The following is a 20,761-nucleotide window of genomic DNA, read 5'->3' on the forward strand; positions in this document are numbered from 1 at the left end:
TCTCGGAGTCCTTTGGCGCCGCTGGCCCACGTGCCCGGCGTGTTCGCCGCGCTGTGGACCCCGGACATTGCACCCACCACGGCCACAGTACTGAGCACTGCCGGATATGGCTTTGCAGCGCTGCCGAAGAGCCTGATCCACTTTACGACGAAGGCAGGGGCCGCAGGCATCGCGCGAACCGCCGTCATCCACTCCAGCAAATTCGGCCTGCATGGATTTTTCGGGCCTGGCGTGTACATGGCCAGATTCGGCCGCCCTCTGAACATGATGATCAAAGAGGCCGCGACGATTCCAATACACCTTTCGACCCCAGCCGGCACCGTCCGTATCCTTCCTTACCTTGTGTACGTCCGGTGGGGCTTCAACGGTGTGAGGATGCTCTGATGAAACGCCTTCGCTTTTCCACCATCTTCGGCTGGTGCACCGTCCTATTCGGCTGGACCTGCTGGGTGCTGGCCTACGTGCAGGGCAATTGGTGGTGGGTCGTGGTTTCCGTCATTCCGTATGTGATCTACCAGGCGTTCTTCAACAAGGACGGGCAGGAGGGCAGCGGCTGAGCTGCTCGAACAGGTCCGGTTGCGGCTCCTCCGGTAGCCCTGCGAACCGCCCGTGCGCAGCGTCGCGGCAATGCGACAGCGAATGAGATTGGTTCTCAACCTGGTGTTACAGTTCGGCGCCTTCACGGCCGAGCTGCGCACCGTTGCGCACTGATCCGTTCCCCGTCGTTTTCGCGTCTTCTCTCGCGCCGGAGCCTGCTCCGGCCTGCTCTGCACATGCCCGCTCTCTCGTCGCCTTCCATCCCGGCCACCGTGGCCGCGGCCCCCTCGCGCTCCGCCATGCCCCGCCGCGCCCCGCTGGCGCAGGCCGTGCTGGCGCTGGCCGCCACCCTGTCCGCCCAGCACCCGGCCCATGCGCAGGAGGCCGCCACGGCCCCGGCAGCCTCCACCGCCACGCTGCAGGAAGTGCGCGTGCAGGATGCCACCGACGGCTCCGGCTACCAGGGCGCGCAGCGCAACACCGCCGCCACCCGCACCGACACGCCCCTGGTCGAAACCCCGCAGGCGGTGCGCGTGGTATCGCAGCAGCTCATCCAGGACCTGGGCGCCACGCGCCTGGCGGACACGGTGGACTTCGTGAGCGGCGTCACGCGCCTCAATGACTTCGGCGGCACCTGGGACAACTACGCCATCCGCGGCTTCAGCAATACCGACGGCGGCTCGCTGCTCAACGGCTTCGCCTCCGGCCGGGGCTATGGCCCCATGCGCGACATGGCGACGGTGGAGCGGGTGGAGTTCCTCAAGGGCCCGGCCGCCGCGCTCTACGGCAGCAGCGAGCCCGGCGGCACGCTCAACATCGTCACCAAGAAGCCGCAGTTCACCGCGTCGCACAAGGCCGGCCTGGAAGTGGGCACGCTGGGCATGCGCCGCGCCACGCTGGACACCACCGGCCCCATCACGCAGCACCTGGCCTACCGCCTGAACGTGGCGGCCGAGGACGGCGCGAGCCGCACGAATCTGGTGGACAGCCACAAGTACGTGGTCGCCCCCGCGTTCACCTGGGCGCTGGGCGCCGACACGGTGCTGCAATACGAGGCCGAGTTCATCCGCATCCGCACGCCGCTGGACCGGGGCACCATCCAGGTGAACGGCAATGCCCTGGCCCTGCCCGGCGACCGTTTCCTGGGCGAGCCCAACCGCGGCAAGCTGCATGTGACGGGCGACACGCACCAGCTGACACTGGACCACGACCTGGGCGGCGGCTGGCGCACGCGCCTGGGCGCCTCGTACCGGGAGACTGCGTACTACGGCGACGCCATGGACTTTGGCAACGGAAGGCTGGGCCTGCTGCAGGCCGATGGCCGCACGCTGTATCGCAGCGACACCTGGCGCAGCCTGCCTTCGCGCGACACCTCGGTGCAGGCCGAGGTGGAGGGCAAGGCCACCACCGGCAGCCTGCGCCACACCCTGCTGGCGGGCCTGGAGTCCTCGCGCCTGTTCGTGGGCCAGTACGGCGAGGCCTCGGCCCGAGGCTCCCGCCTGTACGCCATCGACATCTACCAGCCCACCTACGACCTGTCCCGGACAGCGTCGATGACGCCGTATTTCAGCAGCCAGGACCACCAGCGCGCCACGGGCCTCTTCCTGCAGGACCAGATCGACCTCACGGCGCGCTGGAAGCTGCTGGCCGGCGTGCGCTTCGACCGTTTCCATCAGAGCCTGGACGACCGGCTCGCCAACAGCAACACCACTCAGGAGCATTCATCCACCTCGCCGCGCGTGGGACTCAGCTACATGCTCACGCCGGACAGCTCGGTCTATGTCTCCTACGGCCGCTCGTTCCGGCCCAATGCCGGCGGCGATGCGTCGGGCAACGCCTTCGCACCGACCAAGGGCAAGGCCTTCGAAGCCGGTGCCAAGTGGCAGTCGCCCGACCAGCGCCTGATCGCCTCCATGGCCGTGTTCGACATCCGCAAGACCAACGTGCTCACGCCTGATCCGAACAACGCCAACTTCAACGTGGCGGCGGGCGAGGTGCGCAGCCGTGGCGTCGAGGCCGATGTGTCCGGCAAGCTCGACGCTCATTGGCGACTGACGGCCAACGCGGCCTACACCGACACCGAGGTGCTGCGCGATAACGACAAGACTCTGCTGGGCAAGCGCCTGCTGGGCATCCCGCGCGTGAGCGGCGGCCTGTTCGCCATCCGCGAAGACCGCCTGGCCTCGGGCGGCCGCTACGGCGTGGGCGGCGGCCTGGTGCACGTGGGCGAACGCACGGCCACGGCCAACGACACCTACCGCCTGCCGGCCTACACAACGGCGCGCCTCACCGCCTACTGGCAGGTCGATCCGCGCACACGCCTGACGCTGGACGTACACAACCTCTTCGACAAGCACTACGCCGCCACGTCATGGGGCGCGCTCACCGCCATGCCGGGCCTGGGCCGGCAGGTGGTGGCGGGGCTCCAGCACAGCTTCTGAGTCCATCGCCCGTTCCTGTGGCAGTCTTGGCGTTTGCGGCGACCACATGAAACGGAAGGCATCCACATGGGCTTGGCAATGGGTTGGGACGAATGGGCCGCGCACGACGCGGTAGGGCTGGCCGGACTGGTGCGCCGCGGCGAGGTGACCCCCGCCGAGCTCGCCGCCCAGGCGGCGGCCGGCGTGGCGAAGGTCAACCCCGCCCTGGGCGCGGTGGTCGAGGTCTTCGCCGATGCGGTGGCCGACCCGCTGCAGGCCGGCATGCAGCCCGGCGGCCCGCTGGCCGGCGTGCCCTTCTTCATGAAGGACCTGGGCCCCACGCTGGCCGGGCGGCTGCAGGAGCAGGGCTCGCTCTTCATGCGCGGCAACCGCCCCACCGAAGACGCCTGGCTCACGCGGCAGATGCGCCGCGCGGGGCTGAACCTCATGGGCCGCACCACCACGCCGGAATTCGGCGTCTGCAGCTCGGCCGAGAACCCGGCCGTCTATGTCACGCGCAACCCCTGGAACACCGGCTACACCACCTGCGGCTCCTCCGCCGGCACGGCCGCCATCGTGGCGGCCGGCGTGGTGCCCATGTCGCATGCCACGGACGGCGGCGGCTCCATCCGCATCCCGGCGGGCTTCAACGGCAACATCGGCCTCAAGCCCTCGCGCGGCGTGTTCTCCATCGCGCCGCAGGCCTCGGACATCACGGGCTATGTCTCCACCCAGGGCTGCCACAGCCGCACGGTGCGCGACACGGCCGCCTTCGTCGATGCCTGCCGGGGCGGCGCGCCGGGCGAGTTCATGCCCTACTGGACCGCGCCCGAGCCCTATACAGAACTGATCCGCCGCGACCCGGCCCGCCTGCGCATCGCGCTCTCGCACGAATGGGGCGACTACCGCGCCACGCCCGCCATCGTGGCCGAACTGGAAAAGGCCGGCCGCTTCCTCGAAGGCCTGGGCCACCACGTCGAATGGGCGCTGCCGCAGGTGGACCTGCGTGCCGCCTTCCGCGCCCAGACCACCTGCTACATCAGCAATTTCGCCCAGGTCATCAACGGCCTGCTGGAGCGGCGCGGCCTCGAATCGCCGCCCTCCGACCTGATCGAGCCCGTCAACATCCGCATCTGGGAGGCGGGCCGCGGCCTGCCCTATGCCGAGCGCCACCGCATGCAGACCGTGTTCAACACCACGGCGCGCGGCTTCGGCGCCTTCTTCGAGGCATGGGACATCATCCTCACCCCCATCACCGCGCGGCCCACGCCGCCCGTGGGCACCACCGAATACCTCACCACCAGCAGCAACCCCGACGTGCTGGACTGGTTCGACAACCTCTGGCAGTTCTTCGCCTATACGCCGCTGTCCAACCTCTGCGGCATTCCGGCCATCTCCCTGCCCATGGGCGCGCAGGACCACGGCCTGCCCTTCGGCATCCACGCCCAGGCGCGCCAGGGCCACGACGGCCTGCTGCTGCAGCTGGCCGCGCAGATCGAGCGGGCGCTCGGCGGGCGCTGGAACGATGGCCGCAGGCCGGCGGTGCACGTGGCATCGGCTGCGCAGTAGCGGTCGGCCCGGCAGTAGCGCGTTTCTCCCACGGCAGGGCACGCAGGGGGCCGGGTACAGTGGTCCATCGCCCAGGAGACCCCCACCGATGGAATTTTCCCCGCCCTTTTCCCGCATCGACCCCGCCCTGGCCCGCCAATGGGCCGGCTGGCAGCCGAAGGAGTTCACCAGCCTCCCGGCCCTCCGCAAGGGCCTGCCCGACCCCCTGCCCCTGGAACGCTTCGACCCCGGCGCCAAGCCGTTTTCCTCCGGCGAGAAAGCCATGGACAAGGCCGCCGTGGAAGCCCTGGCCGAGGAGCTGGACGGGCTGCAGAACCTGTTCTACGCCGACCGCCGCTTCAAGCTGCTGGTGCTGCTGCAGGGCACCGACACCTCGGGCAAGGACGGCACCGTCCGCGGCGTGTTCGGCCGCATGAGCGCCCTGGGCGTGCGCGCCGTGGGCTGGAAGGCCCCCACCGAGACCGAGCGCTCGCACGACTACCTCTGGCGCATCCATGCCCAGGTGCCCGCGGCCGGCGAGACGGTGGTCTTCAACCGCAGCCACTACGAAGACGTGCTGGTGCCTGTGGTGCAGGGCTGGATCACGCCCGGGCAGCACGCCCAGCGCCTGGCGCACATCAACGACTTCGAGCGCATGCTGGCCGAGACCGGCACGGTGATCGTCAAGTTCATGCTGCACATCAGCAAGGACGAGCAGCGCGAGCGCCTGCAGGCCCGGCTGGACGACCCGGCCAAGCACTGGAAATTCGAGATGGGCGACATCGCGGCCCGCAAGCAGTGGGACGACTACCAGCGCGCCTACGCCACGCTGCTGGCCGCCACGCACACGCCCTGGGCGCCGTGGACCATCGTGCCGGCCGACTCCAAGACCCACCGCAACCTGATGATCGCCACCGTGCTGCGCGAGGTGCTGCGCAATCTCGACCTGCGCTACCCGGAGGGCGATCCGGCGCTGGCCGATTTCCGGATCGAGTGACACCGCCGCCATGCACGCCGCGCCCTGCCCCATTCCGCCCATCGGGATGCATTCGCTCCTGTTATGCATCCGCCGCATAACCCGGAAACACTCAGGCCTTGGACAGCCCGGGGGGCGAGGCATACAGTCGCTGGCCTGACCCTACCTCCTACACCCAAGGGAAACATCCGCATGTCGAACTCCGCCGGCACCCTCGTCCAACATCCCGTGCCTTCCTACCTCCAGGCCGACCACCTCGGCCCCTGGGGCAACTACCTGCAGCAGGTGGACCGCGTCACGCCGTACCTCGGCAACTTGGCGCGCTGGGTGGAAACCCTGAAGCGTCCCAAGCGCATCCTGGTCGTGGACGTGCCCATCGAACTGGACAACGGCACCATCGCCCACTACGAGGGCTACCGCGTGCAGCACAACCTGAGCCGCGGCCCCGGCAAGGGCGGCGTGCGCTTCCACCAGGACGTGACGCTGTCCGAAGTGATGGCCCTGTCGGCCTGGATGTCGGTGAAGAACGCCGCCGTGAACGTGCCCTACGGCGGTGCCAAGGGCGGCATCCGCGTCGATCCCAAGAAGCTCTCGCGCGGCGAGCTCGAGCGCCTGACGCGCCGCTACACCAGCGAGATCGGCCTGCTCATCGGCCCCTCCAAGGACATCCCCGCTCCTGACGTGAACACCAACGGCCAGGTCATGGCCTGGATGATGGACACGTACTCGATGAACGTGGGCGCCACCGCCACCGGCGTGGTCACCGGCAAGCCCGTGGACCTGGGCGGCTCGCTGGGCCGCGTGGAAGCCACCGGCCGCGGCGTGTACACCGTGGGCGTGGAAGCCGCCAAGCTCACCGGCCTGCCCATCGAGGGCGCACGCGTGGCCGTGCAGGGCTTCGGCAACGTGGGCGGCATCGCCGGCAAGCTCTTCGCCGAGGCGGGCGCCAAGGTCGTGGCCGTGCAGGACCACACGGGCACCATCCTGAACAAGAACGGCCTGGACGTGCCCGCCCTGCTGGCGCACGTCAAGCAGACCGGCGGCGTGGGCGGCTTCGCCGGCGCCGAGGCGATGGCGAAGGAAGACTTCTGGGGCGTGGATTGCGAGATCCTCATCCCCGCCGCGCTGGAAAACCAGATCACCAAGGAGAACGCCGGCCAGATCAAGGCCAAGCTGGTGATCGAGGGGGCCAACGGCCCCACCACCACCGAGGCCGACGACATCCTGGCCGACAAGGGCGTGCTGGTGCTGCCCGACGTGATCGCCAACGCCGGCGGCGTGACGGTCAGCTACTTCGAATGGGTGCAGGACTTCTCCAGCTTCTTCTGGAGCGAGGACGAGATCAACGCCCGCCTCGTGCGCATCATGCAGGAAGCCTTCGCCGGCATCTGGCACGTGGCCCAGGAACACAAGGTGACGCTGCGCACCGCCACCTTCATCGTGGCCTGCCAGCGCATCCTGCACGCCCGCGAAATGCGCGGCCTGTATCCCTGATGCACTGACATCGGCAAGACCGACGGCCCCTGCCGCGCGCGCCCATCGAGCGTGCACGGCAGGAAGAAGCCGCCAGCGCCCTACCCGGGCCTGGCGGCTTTTTTCATGGCATGGCCATGCGCCACCGGGCCCGGAGCCGTGCCGCCCGCCGGAGCGCGGCCGCTCAGGCCGGGTGACGGGGAGCCTGCACCCGCAGCGCCAGGCAGAAGGGCTGCTCGCAGGGCGCCCGGCCTTCGTAGGGGCAGCCCGGCTGGTCGCAGGGCGGCACCGCACCCCGGCGCGCGGCGGCCTCGGCCTCCTCGTCCTCGCGGCGCCAGCCGCTGGCCTGCAGCGCCGCCATCTGCAACCAGGGATCGGCACGCAGGGCGGGCTGCATCCACTCGCGTCCGTACAGGCCCTGCTGGGGCGGCGGCTGGAATTCCAGGGACAGGAGCGCGCTCGTCCTGCCCGGCGCACCCGCGTCGTCCCGGGCCGGCTGCAGCACCAGGGCGAACACGCCCGGCTCCAGCCGTGCCTGCCGCCCGGTGAACGGTACGGCCAGGGCCTGCGCGCCCGCGGACGCCGCGGCTCCCGCCATGCCCGCGCCCGCCCCGGCGGCCGCGCCGCGCGCCGCCCAGGCCGATGGCACCTGGAGCGTGAAGGCGAATCCCCGCTCGCCGTCTTCCGCCTGCACGCGGCCCTGCCCCACGCGCCAGGTCTGCAGGGCGGCCGGCCCTCCCTGGGCCGACACGGCAGCCCGCAAGGCCCGCGCCATGTCCGCCGTCCAGGCCTGGGCCGACACCACGCGCAGGGCCGGGCCACCGGCTTCCGCCAGGCGGTGCACCAGCATGCCGACCAGGGAACGCATGGGGCCGCCGACCCCGCCGGTGGGCCAGGCCTCGCCCGGGCCGTCCACCGGGGCCATGCCCGCGGCCGGCGCAGGCACGGCCAGGCCAGGCAACCCGGCCGGAGGGCGGCCCGCCCCCGGCGAGCCCTGGCCCGCGGTGCCCGGCACCACGGCTCCGCCGCGCGCAGCGGCCCCCGGGCCCGGGCCCAGCGCGGCATCCGCGCGTGCGCGGGCCTCCGGCGACACGCTCACGCGTTCGGTGGACGGCGGGGGCGGCGTAGCAGTGCCGGGAGCCTGCGGCGGGGCCGGGGCCGAGGGGGCGGCGTCACCGCCACGGTCGGTGCCGAGCAGCATGCCCTGCCGCTGCAGTGCGGCTTCCGCGAACAGGCGCGCCAGGGCGCCCTGCGGCGGGAGCGGCGGATCGATGGATGAAGGGGGCATGGCGTTTCCGGAAGGCCCGCCGCGCACGGCGGCCTGACCGGATTCTGCGGCCTGGCGGCCGCGAGCGCCATGCCTGCCGGCGCGTGCCCGCGGCTACGCGCCAGCCAGGCCCCGCCGCTTCAGGGCGCGGGGGCCTGCAGGGCCACGGCTTCCAGGTGGGAGCGCAGGGCCGCCTGCAGGGGGGCGGGAGGCGCAGCGCCTTCCGCGGAGTCGGCCGACTTCAGGGCGATGCCCGTGCCGTCGCCCTTGGCCGTGGCGACGCGGCGTGCGACCAGGAACTGCTGGGTGTTGCTGCTCGCCCCTTGCGAGTAGCCCTCGCCGTCGTGGATGCTGTAGTTCATCACATAGACGCGCTGCAGCGTGCCGCTGCTGCTGACGCGAACGCACAGCACGCTGCCCGCCAGCGTGCCGGACACCTGGTGCTCGCAGCCGAACAGGCCGTCGCTGCTCGCCAGCAGGCCGTTGCCATTGCTGGTGCCCGAAAGCGGCGTGTCCAGCAAGGCGGCATCGGCGCGGGTTCCTTCGGAGCCCACCGAGGTGAAGGTCCAGATGCCCGCCAGGCTGGAAGGCTTCTGCGGATAGCCGAAGTTGAAGCGGGAGATGGGCTTTTCCGGCTCGTTCGGGAAGGTGATGAAACCGGTCGTCCCGCTGGTGAAGCGGATGGTCACGTTGCCGGGGCTGCCGGCCTCGGTGCCCGACTGCGCCGGGCTGCCGAAATAGCGGCCGCCGGTGTAGCGGTTCAGTCGCGCCGTGACCCTGTTGTCCGCCACGGTGCCCACGGCGAGGTAGAACGTAGGCTGGCCGCTGTTCTCGTAGGCATACATCTGCAGGGCGAGCGTGCCGTTCTGGACATCCACCGACAGGCCTCGGCCGGGCTTGCCATCCACTTCCGACGACACGACCCAGGTGCCGGCCTGGGGTTCGTAGGCATGTGCGCCCGCAGCGCACGCCAGCAGCGCGACCGCTGTCCATTGCTTGAAATCCAAAGCGCTCTCCTCCACAGAAAGATCACGCGGTTATACCGAACCTGGGAGGAAACGTGAATATTTGTAATCCATTCACCCCGGGTCACACTCGGCCACTTGATTTGTCAGCAGCGCGTAAGCGTCACGACCTAGCGCCGCCCAGGCAGCATGCGGGTGAGCACGTCGTCGCGCCGCACACGGTGGTGGAAGAGTGCCGCCCCCACGTGCAGCAGCACGACGGCCCAGGCCACGAACTTGCCCAGGAAGTGGTGGACGGCATCGACCGGCGCCTCGAACGCCTCCCAGCCCACCTGGAAGGTTCGGCTGATCCATGCGAAGAGCGCGGTGTCGTTGAATCCCGTCACGGTGAACAGCCCGAAATCCGTAGGCGCCCCGGTGCCGATGTAGCCCGTGAGCGGCATGGCGACCAGCAGGCCGTAGAGGCCCCAGTGCGCCGCATGGGCCAGGATGTGCTCCAGGGGCGTGCCGGGCGGGTCCTCGGGCTGCACGTCCAGCAGCCGCCAAAGCAGCCGCGGCAGCACCAGGAAGCCCACGATCAGGCCCAGCACCCAGTGGATGTTGAGCACGGGCAGGGATTCGTCCGAGGTGTCGTCCATGAACCAGATGACGTAATAGACGACCACATAGGCGCCGATGAATGCCGCGGCGCTCGTCCAGTGGAAGAATTTGGCGAGCGCCCCGAAACGGGTCGCGGTGTTGGTCCACTGCATAGGGTGTGTTCCTTGATGGGCGGGAAAGAAGATCAGGGGTGCACGAGCAGGCCGTGCAGCAGCCGGTCGAGGCCGTCCAGGGCCTGTGCGAGGCGCTGCGCCACGTCCCCGTCCGGCTCGGCGATCCAGAACGAGGCTTCGGTGACCACGCCGTAGAGCATCCGGGCCATGGCGCCGGCATGCAGCGGGGCCACGGTGCCCTGCTCGATCAGGCCCTGCAGCGCGGCTTCCAGCGCGGCGATGCCCGCCGACTGCGCAGCCTGCGGCACGTCCCCGAAGACGGCCCGGGCGTCCTGCAGGACGATGCGGCGGATCTCGAGCTCCAGCGCCAGTTCCAGGTAGGTGCGGCAGCGGCGGCGGAATCCTTCCCACGGCGTGGGCGCCGCCCCGGACACGGCGCGCAGGCGCTCGCCGACCTCGGCTTCGATCTGCTCGATGACCGCGGCCAGCAAGCCCTCCTTGCTGCCGAAGTGGTGGTAGAGCGCCCCGCGCGTCAGGCCTGCCTCGCCCGTGAAATCGTCCATCGACGTCTGCGCATAGCCGCGCGCCGCAAAGGCGCCGCGCGCCGCGGCCAGGAGCCGGGCCCGCGTGGCCTCGATCATTTCCGCCCGTGTCCGGCGCTGCTGCGTGGGTGCCCTGGTTGACATACGGCGCGTATGCTAATTTGCATACGGAGCGTATGTCAATTCACGGGCTGCGCGTCCATGGAGAGGTTGCCGCCGCCAGGGCGCAGCAGGTCACGCGGTGCGCCTCGGTGCGCGACGGCACTTCCCAGCGATGGAGCATCCCCAGCAGCGCCTTGTCGGTCAGCGATGTGTCCCGCTGGCCATTGCGGCGCAGCAACTCGGCGCGCGGGGCTTCCAGGTACACGATCTCCACCTCGGCGCCGTAGGCATAGCAAAGGTCCAGGGTCTTGGTGCGCATCTGGCTGCCGAGGTGGGTGGCGTTCCACACGAAGGGTTCCCTGTGCCTCAGCAACTCCTTCGCCTTGTCCAGCGCCCGGTGCGCGACCTTGCCCTCGGCCTTGCCATGCCGCAGGCCCAGTTCCGCACGGGCATCGTCGTACGAGACGACGGGCAGGCCAGGGCAGTGTTCGGCCACCCAACGGTTCTTCCCGGATGCCGGCAGGCCGGCCATGACGACCACCCGGCTGCCCCGCTCCTGGTAGAGAGGAAAGTCCGGGTGCACGTTGGCGCCGCGGAAATAGCTGACGGCCGTGTGGGCATCGGCGAACGCGCGCGGGCTCCTGTAGCAGCCCTCCTCCTGCGCGAGTTCCCGGAACAGCGCGATGGCATCGAGGACCTTGCGCTGGTCCTCGCAGATGCGGCCACGCATGTCGGCTTCGGCCAGTGCGCAGAGCAGGTGCAGGTCCACGCGCCACGACAGCTCCCGGACACTGAATTCCGGCGTGATGCCGCGCCGGGACGGTTCGAACGCATGGAAGGGCCGCTGGTGCGACTCGATGAGCGAGCAGACCGCTTCACGCGCGACGAAAGGAACACCGGCATCCCACAGCGCGATGCGGGCGTCGATGGCCCCTTTCTTCGAATGGCCGGGGTGCGAGATTTCTCCCGTCTCCGGATGGATCGCCGTCGTGCTCGCCTTGGCCACGTCGTGCAGCAGCGCGGCCAGGAAGACGATCTCCTGCTCATCCCGGGCAAGGGCACCATAGTCCGCGCCCTCGATGAGCGCGCGCACGACGAGCCGGGTATGGATCCAGCAATCGCCTTCGGCATGCCAGCGCGGCGACTGGGGCGTGCTGCCCAAGGCACGCAACATGGGAAACGCATCGAGGCAGGCATCGAAGTCCGGCGCGGCGCCGGGGGCGGGCACCAGTGCCCGCAGGTCAGTCCATTGCATGATTTTCTCCTGGTGCGCCGGCGCGGGGCCAGCGCTTGTCCACGGTGGGCGCGAAGAGGTCCGTTCCGGGGCGCAGCCCGTTCGGAACGATCGGCCGCGTGCTGTGGTGCGATCCCGAGTCGAGGATCGTCTGCACGAAATCGCTCCGCACCAGCTTGTAGCGCTCCACCGTGCGGCCGTTCTCCTCGACCTTGACGTAGAGCCCTTCGGCCAGCTCGGACCGGTCGGTCTGCATCCAGCACAGGCCCGGATCCAGTTTCTGGCGACGGACTTCCGCTTCGAAGTCGTCACGCCAGGCCGCAGTGCGGCCCAGGGAGGGCGCGATCATGGCGACCAGGTCCTGGTACCTCGGCGGCGCGATCCCCGCATACAGCACGGGCACCGACACGACGGGCAGGGCATCGAGGAGCGCATGGCGCGACGCCGTGTCCAGAAACGATCCGGTGGATCGGTCCCAGACATCGAATTCGAGGAACAGGTGCGGCAGGGCGTTGTAGGCCACGCTGTGCTTGGCGTACATGTATTCGCCGTAGCACACGTATCTGTCTTCGAGCACCTCCAGCAGGCCATCCTCGTGGAACCGCGCCCAGCGCTTGAACATGGCGAAGGCACGCTCTCTTCCAGCCTGGGTGTCCAGGTGGAGGTAGTGGCCGCGGGACTGCAGGTACAACTGCCCGCCCGCATCGAAGCTCATGCCGGCGTTGGCTCCGTCGAACTTCTCTTCGACGACGATGAACCGGCCCGACAGGGCCTGGTACGGTGCTGGCGTGCCCTTGTCGCCGGGCTGGTAGCGGGACCCCTGCAGATGCGGGGTACGGGGGTATTTCGCGAGTTCGCGATCGAGGATGTCCGACATGGCTGTCTCCGTGCAAGCTGTTGGCCAGGGAAAGGACCCTGGAGCTGTGGCCGAAGACAACATGCGATCGCGCTCTGGCGATCGGGGCGGACGTGATGGGAACCGGAGGGCGCCGTCAGGCGCCGTCGGGATTTCTCATGCCCACACGAGTGGCATAACCCACGGCTTGAGGCCGGGGGCTTCGTGTGACGTGTCGTTCAGCAGGAACGGAGGCGGCGGGGCATGGAAATCTCGCTCGAGGAGGGGTTGCGGGTTGGCAGGGCGCGGATGATAAGGGCATCCGGCGCCGGCCGCCAACCCACCGTGCGACGTTGTTGCGCTGCGGCTACGCGGCTCCTGGCGGCCACGCGGCCGTGCCCACCTCCCACCACGCGGGCAGCAGCCGCCGCACCTGCGCGCGCGCGAAGCGGTCGTCGATGAGGTGCACCACGCCTTCGTCCTCGGGCGTGCGGATCACCCGGCCCGCGGCCTGCACGACCTTCTGCAGGCCCGGGTAGAGGTAGGTGTAGTCGTAGCCGGCCCCGAAGAGCCGGTCCATGCGCTCTCGCACCTGCTCGTTCACCGGGTTCACCTGCGGCAGCCCCAGCGTGGAGAGGAAAGCCCCGATCAGCCGGCGGCCGGGCAGGTCGATGCCCTCGGCGAAGGCGCCGCCCAGCACCGCGAAGCCGATGCCCCGGCCCTGCTCGGTGAAGCGCTCCAGGAACGCGCGCTGCCCGGCCTCCTGCATGCGGCGCGACTGGCACCAGTGCGGCACGCCGGGATGGCGCTGCGCGAACACCTCCGCCACCTGCTGCAGGTAGTCGTAGCTGCTGAAAAAGGCCAGGTAGTTGCCGGGCCGGTCCGCGAACTGCCCCGCCATGAGGTCGGCGATGGGCTGCACCGAGGCCGCGCGATGGGCATAGCGCGTGGAGATGTGGCGCGCGATATGCACCTGCAGCTGCGCCGCGCGGAAGGGCGAGGCCACGTCGGTGCGGACATGGTCCTGCGGCAGGCCCAGCAGGTCGGCGTAGTAGTCCATGGGCTGCAGCGTGGCGGAAAACAGCGTGCTCGACTGCGCGGCCTGCAGGCGCGGCCCCAGGAACGGCGCGGGCACCAGGTTGCGCACGCAGACCACGGAACTGCCGGCGGCGCCCTGCGCGGGGCGGCTGACGTCCACGATGGAATGCGCATCCAGCAGTTCGGCCATGCGCAGCAACTGCAGCACTTCCAGGTGGAAGGTCTGCAGCGCTGCGTCCATCTGCTCCGGATGCTCGGCAAAGTGCTCGCCCAGCGCGACCGAGCACTGCTGCAGCGCCGCCAGCAGCTTGCCGGGAAAGGCCTCCAGCACGGCGTAGTCGCCCGGCTGCTCCCGGTCGATCGCCACCCAACAGCGCCGCACGCGGTCCAGCGCCTTCTTCACGGCCGGCACGGCGCCGGCGGTGGCCGAGCGGCGGGCCTGGAAGAGCGAATCCGGCAACAGCTCCGCGCTGTACATGCGCCGGCCGCGCTCCACCAGGTTGTGCGCTTCGTCCACCAGCAGGGCCACGCGCCACTGGCTGGCCTGCGCCAGGCCATGCAGCAGGCCGCCCATGTCGAAGTAGTAGTGGTAGTCGCCCACCGCCACGTCGGCCCAGCGCGCGAGCTCCTGGCCCAGGTAGTAGGGGCACACCCCGTGGCGCAGGGCGGCATCGCGCACGCGGGCCTGGTCCAGCGGCGCCGGCGCCTCGCCGCCGGGCGGATGCAGCGCATCGGCCCGCGCGGCCGGCAGCCGGTCGTAGAAGCCGCGCGCGAGCGGGCAGGCGTCGCCATGGCAGGCGCTGCCCGGATATTCGCAAGACTTCTCGCGCGCCACCAGTTCCAGCACGCGCAGGGGCAGGGGCGCCGCGGGGGCCTCTCCCTGCGGGCCCTGCGCGGGCGCCGCCGCGATGCGGGCGAGCGCGTCCAGGGCCACCTGCCGCCCGGAGGTCTTGGCCGCGAGGAAGAAGACCTTGTCGATGCCCGCGCCCGGCGCGGCCTTGAGCAGCGGGAACAGCGTGCCCACCGTCTTGCCGATGCCCGTGGGCGCCTGCGCGAGCAGGCAGCGGCCGGCGACGGCGGTCCGGTACACGGCTTCGGACAGGGGCCGCTGGCCTGCACGGAAGCCCCCGGCGAACGGGAAGGCCAAGGTGCGCAGCGCGGCATCGCGCGCCGCCCGGTGGGCCACCTCCTGCGCAGCCCAGTCCATGAAACGGCCGCACAGCGCCTCGAAATGCGCCTGCAGCGCCTGCGCCGTCCATTCCTCGGACAGCACGGTTTCCTTCTGGGTGCCGATATCCAGGTACACCAGCGACACGGTGAGCCCCGGCAGGCCGCGCGAGGCGCACAGCAGCCACCCGTACACCCGGGCCTGCGCCCAGTGGAGCGCGCGGTGGGCGGCCGGCTGGCGGTCGAGCCGGCCCTTGAAGGTCTTGACCTCGTCCACGCGGCCCGCCGCGGCATCGAAACCGTCGGCGCGGCCCCGCACGCGCAGCAGCCCGCACACGCCTTCCAGCGGCACCTCGGCCTCGTAGCCCGGGGCCTCGGCCGCCCGCCGGGCCGCCACCGCGGCATGGCCCGCCATGCCCTCCCGCGCCGTGGGCGCCGGGGTGAAGCGCAGGTCGAGGTCGCCCTGCTTGGCGGTGAACTCGCACAGCTCGCGCACGGCCACGGTATAGCCCTGCGGCGGCGCAGGCCCGGCACCGGGCACTCCAGGGTGCGCGGGCTCCATGGCCGTTTCCTCCGCTGCCATCCGCATGGGCGGGCGCGTCAGGGAGCGGCGGAGGGCGCCGCCGCAGGCGCCTCTGGCCGCACGTCGGAGGCCGGCGCGCCGCCCTCCTCGCCCAGCAGCGCCTGTGCTGGCTCGCCTTCGCTGTGCAGGGGCGTGGCGCGGCACAGCGCCATCCAGACGGCGAAAGGCAGCGGGCACCGGGCATGGCGCGCGGGGCGCAGCAGCTCGAAGCGGCCGGTCTCGATCGGGCCGTGCAGCACCCACACGCCGAAGGGCTCGGGAATTTCCGACGGCTCGGCAATGCCCGCGGGAAAGACGTAGTAGCACTCCTCGCACAGCCACTGGTAGGCCTCGCGCTTGGCCGCATGCCGCAGGTCGGAGAGCAGGTCGGCGCGGCTCGCCTTCACCTCGTGCACCATGGGCTGCAGGTAGGCGGGCACGCTGGTGTGGCGGATCGAGAACAGGTCGGGCCGGGCCATGCGCCACACCCGCGCCACCGCGGGCGGCGGCAGGCAGGCGCCGGTGCCGGCGTCTTCCCCGTCCCACAGTCCGGCGAGGGCGCCACGGCCGGCCGCCGCCGGAGGCAGAGGCGCAGCAACTGGCGGTGGCAGCGCCTCCACGGCGGCGCGCAGCGACAGCTCCCGCCAGACGATGCGGCCCGCCGAGAGCAGTTGCTCCGCGAAGCGCATCGCCAGCCGGTCGTGGGCACTCAGCGCCCGCGCATTGCGCTGCCGCGCCTGCGCCAGGCAGGCGATGCCCGCGTCGGTCAGGCGGAGCACCTCGTGCCCGCCCGGCTCCGGCACCAGGCGCAGCATGCCGGCGGCGAGCAGGTCGATCTCGACCGTATCGCGGCAAGGCCAGCCCGCGGACCGCCAGATCTGCAAGAGGCGGGTGCGATGGATGCGTTGGAGGGCGATGTCCGGCATGGCGCGATTGGAACACTGATTGTAAATACAGTGTATGGCGCGCTCCTGGCCACCCTGCAGGCCGCAAGGGGCATTGCCCTACGGCGCCGCGCGCGCGCCGGCGCTAGGGTGGACCCGTCGCGTCCGTTTCCGAAACCGTCCGCATGCCCCAGATACCCGCATCCCCACGCCCCTTGTTCCGCCCGGCCCGCCCTCTGCGCCAGCTCAGGCTCCTGGCCTGCGCCACCTCCGCGCTGTGGCACATCGCCACGGGCACGGCGCACGCGCAGGCCGCGGATGCACCATCCGCCACGCTGACCGCTCCATCCTCCGCGCCAGCCTGGGTGCAGCCGCTGGAGCGTGCGCTGGCGCGGGTGGAGGCGGACAGCGGCGTGCGCATCGGCGTGTACGTGCGCGACCTGGACACGGGCGCCTCCGCATCGCTGCACGGCACGGAGCCGTGGTACCTGGCCTCGTCGGTCAAAGTGCCGGTGGCGATCGCGGTGCTCCGCGGCGTGGAGCGCGGCGACTTCACGCTGGAGACGCCCCTCACCCTGCGCGCGGCCGACTACGTGGATGGCGCGGGTCCCACCAACAGCCGGCCCGTGGGCACGCCGCTGACCGTGCGCTACCTGCTGGAGCAGATGATCGTCTACAGCGACAACACCGCCACCGACATGCTCATCGGCCTGGTCGGCATCGGCACGGTGAACGCGGTGGTGCAGTCGCTGGTGCCCCGGGGCTTCGGGCGCATCACCTCGCTGGCCGACGTGCGCCGCCACGTGTACGGCGTGCTCACGCCCGCGGCATCGCACCTCTCCGGCACCGACTTCCTGGCACTGCGGCAGCAACAGCGGCTGCATGGCGACGCGGCGGCACGGTCCGCGCTGGCCACGCTGCTGCGCGTGCCCGAGCGCTCCCTCGCGCCCACGGACCTGGCCTCCGCCTACGAGACCTACTACGCCACCGGGCTCAACAGCGGGCACCTCGATGCCTATGCCGACCTGCTGCAGGCACTCGTGGAAGGCCGCGCGCTCGATGCCCGGCACACGGCCTACCTGCTGTCCGTGATGGAGCGCGTGAAGACCGGCACCCAGCGCATCAAGGCGGGACTACCGCCGGGTGCGCGCTTCGCCCACAAGACCGGCACGCAGCGCGCACGAACATGCGATTCCGGGCTCGTCACCGTGCCGCGTTCCCACCCGGGGCCGCGCGTGCTGGTGGTGGCCTGCACGCGCGGCGAACCTTCCACGGCCCGGTCCGATCGCGCGCTCCGGCAGGTGGGCATCGCCCTCTGCCAGTCGGGCCTGCTGTCCGACGGGAGACCGCATGAACCACGCTGCCCCACCCTGCCCTCCCGCTCCACCGGCAACACGCCGCCGGGCGATGCGCCGGCGGCTCGCCCGCCCGGCGCTGGCGGCGGCGCTGCCCCTGCTGACGGCGCTGTGGACGACGACGCCTGAGCGGGCGCTGGCCGCCCCCGCCTGGGCCGAAGCCCTGGGCAGCCAGGTGCAGAAGCTCGAACGCGAAACGCCCGGCCAGTTCGGCCTGTATGTCAAGCGGCTGGACAACGGCGAGACCTTCGCCTGGCAGGCCGACCGGCGCTGGTACCTGGCCTCTTCCGCGAAGCTACCACTGGCCATCTCCGTGCTGCAGGAGGTGCAACAGGGCCGCCTGCGGCTGGACCAGGAACTGCGCGTGGAGGAGCGCGACAAGATCGACGGCTCCGGCGCGCTGGTCTGGCAGCCCGTGGGCACGCAGCACAGCGTCGAGACGCTGCTGCGCCGCATGCTGATGGACAGCGACAACACCGCGGCGAACCTGCTGATCCGCACCATCGGGCTGGAGACGTTCAACACGCGCGCGCAGGCGCTCATGGGCGCGCGCAACGTGGGCCCGCTCACCAACTTCACCCAGGTGCGCCAGGATGTGTACGCGGAGCTGCATCCCCGCGCGCGCGAGATCGCGCCGATGGACCTGGTGCGCTTGGCCGCCGCTCCCATGGGCCCGCAGCGCGTGCAGGCGCTGGCGCGCACGCTGCAGGTCAAAAAGGACGAGCTGCAGGTGAAGACGATGGAAGAGGCCTACGACCGCTACTACGCGCGGGGTGCCAACACCGCCACCCTCGCGGGCTATGGCGGCATGCTGGAGAAGCTGGTGCGCGGCCAGCTGCTGACGCCGCCGCACCAGCAGATGCTCTACAGGGACCTGAAGTTCGACACCTACGACGCCTACCGGCTGGAAGCCGGCCTGCCGCGCACCGTGCGCTTCATCCACAAGACCGGCACGCAGTACCACCGCGCCTGCCACGTGGGCGTGATCGATCCGCAGGATGGCGGCGCGCACGCGATCGTGGTGGCCACCTGTGCCGAGGGCATGGACGAGATGCGGCAGGCGGGGCGCCTGTTCGAGCAGATCGGGCGCGCGATCACGCGCACGCTGCTGAAGGACCGGCCGTCCGCTCAGCCCGCCGATGCGCACACGCGCAGCACATCGGCGCCGTAGGCCTCCAGCTTCTTGGCGCCCATGCCGCTGATGCCCTGCAGGTCTGCGAGCGAGGCGGGCTGCCGCTCCGCGATGGCCGCCAGCGTGGCGTCATGGAAGATCACGTAGGCCGGCAGGTTGTGCTCGCGCGCCACCTCGGCGCGCCAGGCCTTGAGGTTGATGAAGCGCACCTGGGCATCCGGGCCCAGGTTGGCGGCGGCGGCCGGCGGCGCGGTGCTGCGGCGCGTGCGCCTGGCCGGCGTGCTGGCGGTGGATTCGCGCAGCTGGACGGGCACCTGGCCCTTGAGCACGGGGCGCGAGCCTTCGGTAAGGCTCAGCGTGTCGAAGCTGTGGCCGCTCTCCAGCATCACCTTGTGCAGGCCCACCGCGCCCGTGGCGAGCAGTTGGCGCAGCACGCCGCGCAGCTGCGGCTCGGTGTATTCCTTGCCGACGCCGAAGGTGGAGAGCTTGTCGTGGCCGAACTGCCGGATCTTCTCCGTGTCCTTGCCGCGCACGATGTCCATGATGTGCCCGGTGCCGAAGGTCAGGCCGCTCGCCTCGTGCACGCGGTAGATGGTGGACAGCAGCTTGCGCGCGGCGTCCGTGCCGTCCCAGACGGCCGGCGGGTTCAGGCAGTTGTCGCAGTTGCCGCAGGGTTCCGAAGGCTCGCCGAAGTAACCCAGCAGCCGCACGCGCCGGCAATCCGTGGCTTCGGCCAGGCCCAGCAGCGCGTCGAGCTTGCCGCGCATCACCTGCTTGAACTCCTCGCCCGCGGGGCTCTCGTCGATCATGCGGCGCTGGTTCACCACGTCCTGCAGGCCGTAGGCCATCCAGGCATCGGCGGGCAGCCCGTCGCGGCCGGCGCGGCCGGTTTCCTGGTAGTAGCCCTCGATGTTCTTGGGCATGTCCACATGGGCCACGAAGCGCACGTCGGGCTTGTCGATGCCCATGCCGAAGGCGATGGTCGCCACCATGACGATGCCCTCTTCCCGCAGGAAGCGGTCCTGGTTCTCCTGGCGCACTTCGGGCGGCAGGCCCGCGTGGTAGGGCAGCGACTTCAGGCCCGCATCGACCAGCGCGGCGGACATCTCCTCCACGCGCTTCCTCGACTGGCAATAGACCACGCCCGCGTCTTCCGGGTGCTCGCGCTCGATGAAGCGCAGCAGCTGCGCCAGCGGCTCCTTCTTCTCGACGATGGTGTAACGGATGTTCGGCCGGTCGAAGCTGGAGACGAAATGCTGCGCGCCTTCGAGCTGCAGCCGCTCCACGATGTCAGCCCGCGTGAGTTCGTCGGCCGTGGCGGTGAGCGCGATGCGCGGCACGCCCGGATAGCGTTCGTGCAGCACGGTGAGCGCGCGGTATTCGGGCCGGAAGTCGTGGCCCCACTGGCTCACGCAGTGCGCCTCGTCGATGGCGAACATCGACAGCTGCCCGCGCTGGTGCAGCCCGTCCAGCAGCTCCAGGAAGCGCGGCGTGGTCAGCCGCTCGGGCGCGGCATAGAGCATGGTGATGTCGCCGCGCGCCACGCGCCGCTCCAACTCCTGCGTCTGCTGCCAGTCCAGCGTGGAATTGAGATAGGCCGCATCCACGCCCGCCTCGTGCAGCGCGCCCACCTGGTCGTGCATCAGCGCGATCAGCGGCGACACGACGATGGCCACACCCCGGCCCGCATCGCGCCGCACGATGGCCGGCACCTGGTAGCACAGCGACTTGCCGCCGCCCGTGGGCATGAGCACCAGCGCATCGCCACCGGCGATCACATGCTCGACGATGGCCTGCTGCGGGCCGCGGAACTGGTCGTAGCCGAAGACGTCGTGCAGGACGAAATGCGCGGGGGACAAGGCGGTGGAACTCTCTGGTGGGTGTCGTCGGGTACCAGCGCGGCAGTGGCGCTGGGGGTGCAGGGCAGCTCGGCATCCCGGCGGAGCCGCTGCGCTGCACGCGGGCGAGGTGCCTATTGTGCTCCGTCCCGCAGGCCGGAAGCGCCGCAACC

17 protein-coding genes are annotated in these 20,761 nt (G+C 70.7%); 8 read left to right on the plus strand and 9 right to left on the minus strand.

The window, feature by feature from the left end; translation table 11 throughout:
* Positions 1-12: 12 nt before the first annotated feature.
* The 6 genes from T336_RS0110500 (at position 13) to T336_RS0110525 (ending at position 6,975) form a co-directional block, all read left to right on the plus strand.
* Positions 13-384: a hypothetical protein gene (locus tag T336_RS0110500; RefSeq protein ID WP_026432504.1), complete on the plus strand. Its 372-nt coding sequence runs from the start codon at positions 13-15 to the stop codon at positions 382-384.
* On the plus strand, positions 384-557 hold the full coding sequence (locus T336_RS26610; protein WP_019701056.1) for a hypothetical protein: 174 nt from the start codon (positions 384-386) through the stop codon (positions 555-557). Before T336_RS0110500 ends, T336_RS26610 begins: the two co-directional genes overlap by 1 nt.
* Before the next feature lie 279 nt (positions 558-836).
* Positions 837-2,978: a TonB-dependent siderophore receptor gene (locus T336_RS0110510; RefSeq protein WP_026432505.1), complete on the plus strand. Its 2,142-nt coding sequence runs from the start codon at positions 837-839 to the stop codon at positions 2,976-2,978.
* Positions 2,979-3,044: 66 nt separating this feature from the next.
* On the plus strand, positions 3,045-4,526 hold the full coding sequence (locus T336_RS0110515) for an amidase (RefSeq protein WP_026432506.1): 1,482 nt from the start codon (positions 3,045-3,047) through the stop codon (positions 4,524-4,526).
* An 88-nt stretch (positions 4,527-4,614) separates the two neighbouring features.
* On the plus strand, positions 4,615-5,502 hold the full coding sequence (locus tag T336_RS0110520; RefSeq protein WP_026432507.1) for a PPK2 family polyphosphate kinase: 888 nt from the start codon (positions 4,615-4,617) through the stop codon (positions 5,500-5,502).
* A gap of 171 nt (positions 5,503-5,673) precedes the next feature.
* Positions 5,674-6,975, plus strand: coding sequence for a Glu/Leu/Phe/Val family dehydrogenase (locus T336_RS0110525; RefSeq protein WP_019701052.1), 1,302 nt, complete (start codon positions 5,674-5,676; stop codon positions 6,973-6,975).
* Between the two features lie 163 nt (positions 6,976-7,138).
* Here T336_RS0110525 and T336_RS0110530 read toward each other — a convergent pair whose 3' ends face one another.
* The 8 genes from T336_RS0110530 to T336_RS0110565 form a co-directional block, all read right to left on the minus strand.
* Positions 7,139-8,242, minus strand: coding sequence for a hypothetical protein (locus T336_RS0110530; RefSeq protein WP_026432508.1), 1,104 nt, complete (start codon positions 8,240-8,242; stop codon positions 7,139-7,141).
* A 119-nt stretch (positions 8,243-8,361) separates the two neighbouring features.
* Entirely contained in the window at positions 8,362-9,228 is an 867-nt protein-coding gene (locus tag T336_RS0110535) for a hypothetical protein (RefSeq protein WP_026432509.1), read from the minus strand.
* A gap of 128 nt (positions 9,229-9,356) precedes the next feature.
* Entirely contained in the window at positions 9,357-9,938 is a 582-nt protein-coding gene (locus T336_RS0110540; protein ID WP_026432510.1) for a cytochrome b, read from the minus strand.
* 32 nt (positions 9,939-9,970) lie between these two features.
* Positions 9,971-10,585 carry a TetR/AcrR family transcriptional regulator gene (locus tag T336_RS0110545; RefSeq protein WP_035225666.1) on the minus strand — a complete coding sequence of 205 codons (615 nt, stop codon included), beginning with the start codon at positions 10,583-10,585 and terminating at the stop codon, positions 9,971-9,973.
* A 40-nt stretch (positions 10,586-10,625) separates the two neighbouring features.
* Entirely contained in the window at positions 10,626-11,798 is a 1,173-nt protein-coding gene (locus T336_RS0110550) for an AAA family ATPase (protein WP_026432512.1), read from the minus strand.
* Positions 11,785-12,654 (minus strand): RNA ligase family protein, encoded by an 870-nt coding sequence (locus T336_RS0110555; RefSeq protein ID WP_026432513.1) that lies wholly within the window; start codon positions 12,652-12,654, stop codon positions 11,785-11,787. Before T336_RS0110555 ends, T336_RS0110550 begins: the two co-directional genes overlap by 14 nt.
* Before the next feature lie 325 nt (positions 12,655-12,979).
* Entirely contained in the window at positions 12,980-15,379 is a 2,400-nt protein-coding gene (locus T336_RS0110560) for an ATP-dependent DNA helicase (protein WP_026432514.1), read from the minus strand.
* A 38-nt stretch (positions 15,380-15,417) separates the two neighbouring features.
* Entirely contained in the window at positions 15,418-16,305 is an 888-nt protein-coding gene (locus T336_RS0110565) for a hypothetical protein (protein WP_035225669.1), read from the minus strand.
* Between the two features lie 143 nt (positions 16,306-16,448).
* Between T336_RS0110565 and T336_RS0110570 the strand changes: the two genes are divergently transcribed.
* On the plus strand, positions 16,449-17,747 hold the full coding sequence (locus tag T336_RS0110570) for a serine hydrolase (RefSeq protein ID WP_026432516.1): 1,299 nt from the start codon (positions 16,449-16,451) through the stop codon (positions 17,745-17,747).
* Entirely contained in the window at positions 17,671-18,789 is a 1,119-nt protein-coding gene (locus T336_RS0110575; protein WP_026432517.1) for a serine hydrolase, read from the plus strand. The genes T336_RS0110570 and T336_RS0110575 overlap by 77 nt, the downstream gene beginning before the upstream one ends.
* Here T336_RS0110575 and recQ read toward each other — a convergent pair.
* On the minus strand, positions 18,747-20,609 hold the full coding sequence (recQ, locus tag T336_RS0110580; protein ID WP_026432518.1) for a DNA helicase RecQ: 1,863 nt from the start codon (positions 20,607-20,609) through the stop codon (positions 18,747-18,749). The genes T336_RS0110575 and recQ overlap by 43 nt on opposite strands.
* Positions 20,610-20,761: the final 152 nt, after the last annotated feature.

This window comes from Paracidovorax oryzae ATCC 19882, assembly GCF_000687165.1.
In the GTDB taxonomy this organism is placed as follows: Bacteria; Pseudomonadota; Gammaproteobacteria; order Burkholderiales; family Burkholderiaceae_C; genus Paracidovorax; species Paracidovorax oryzae.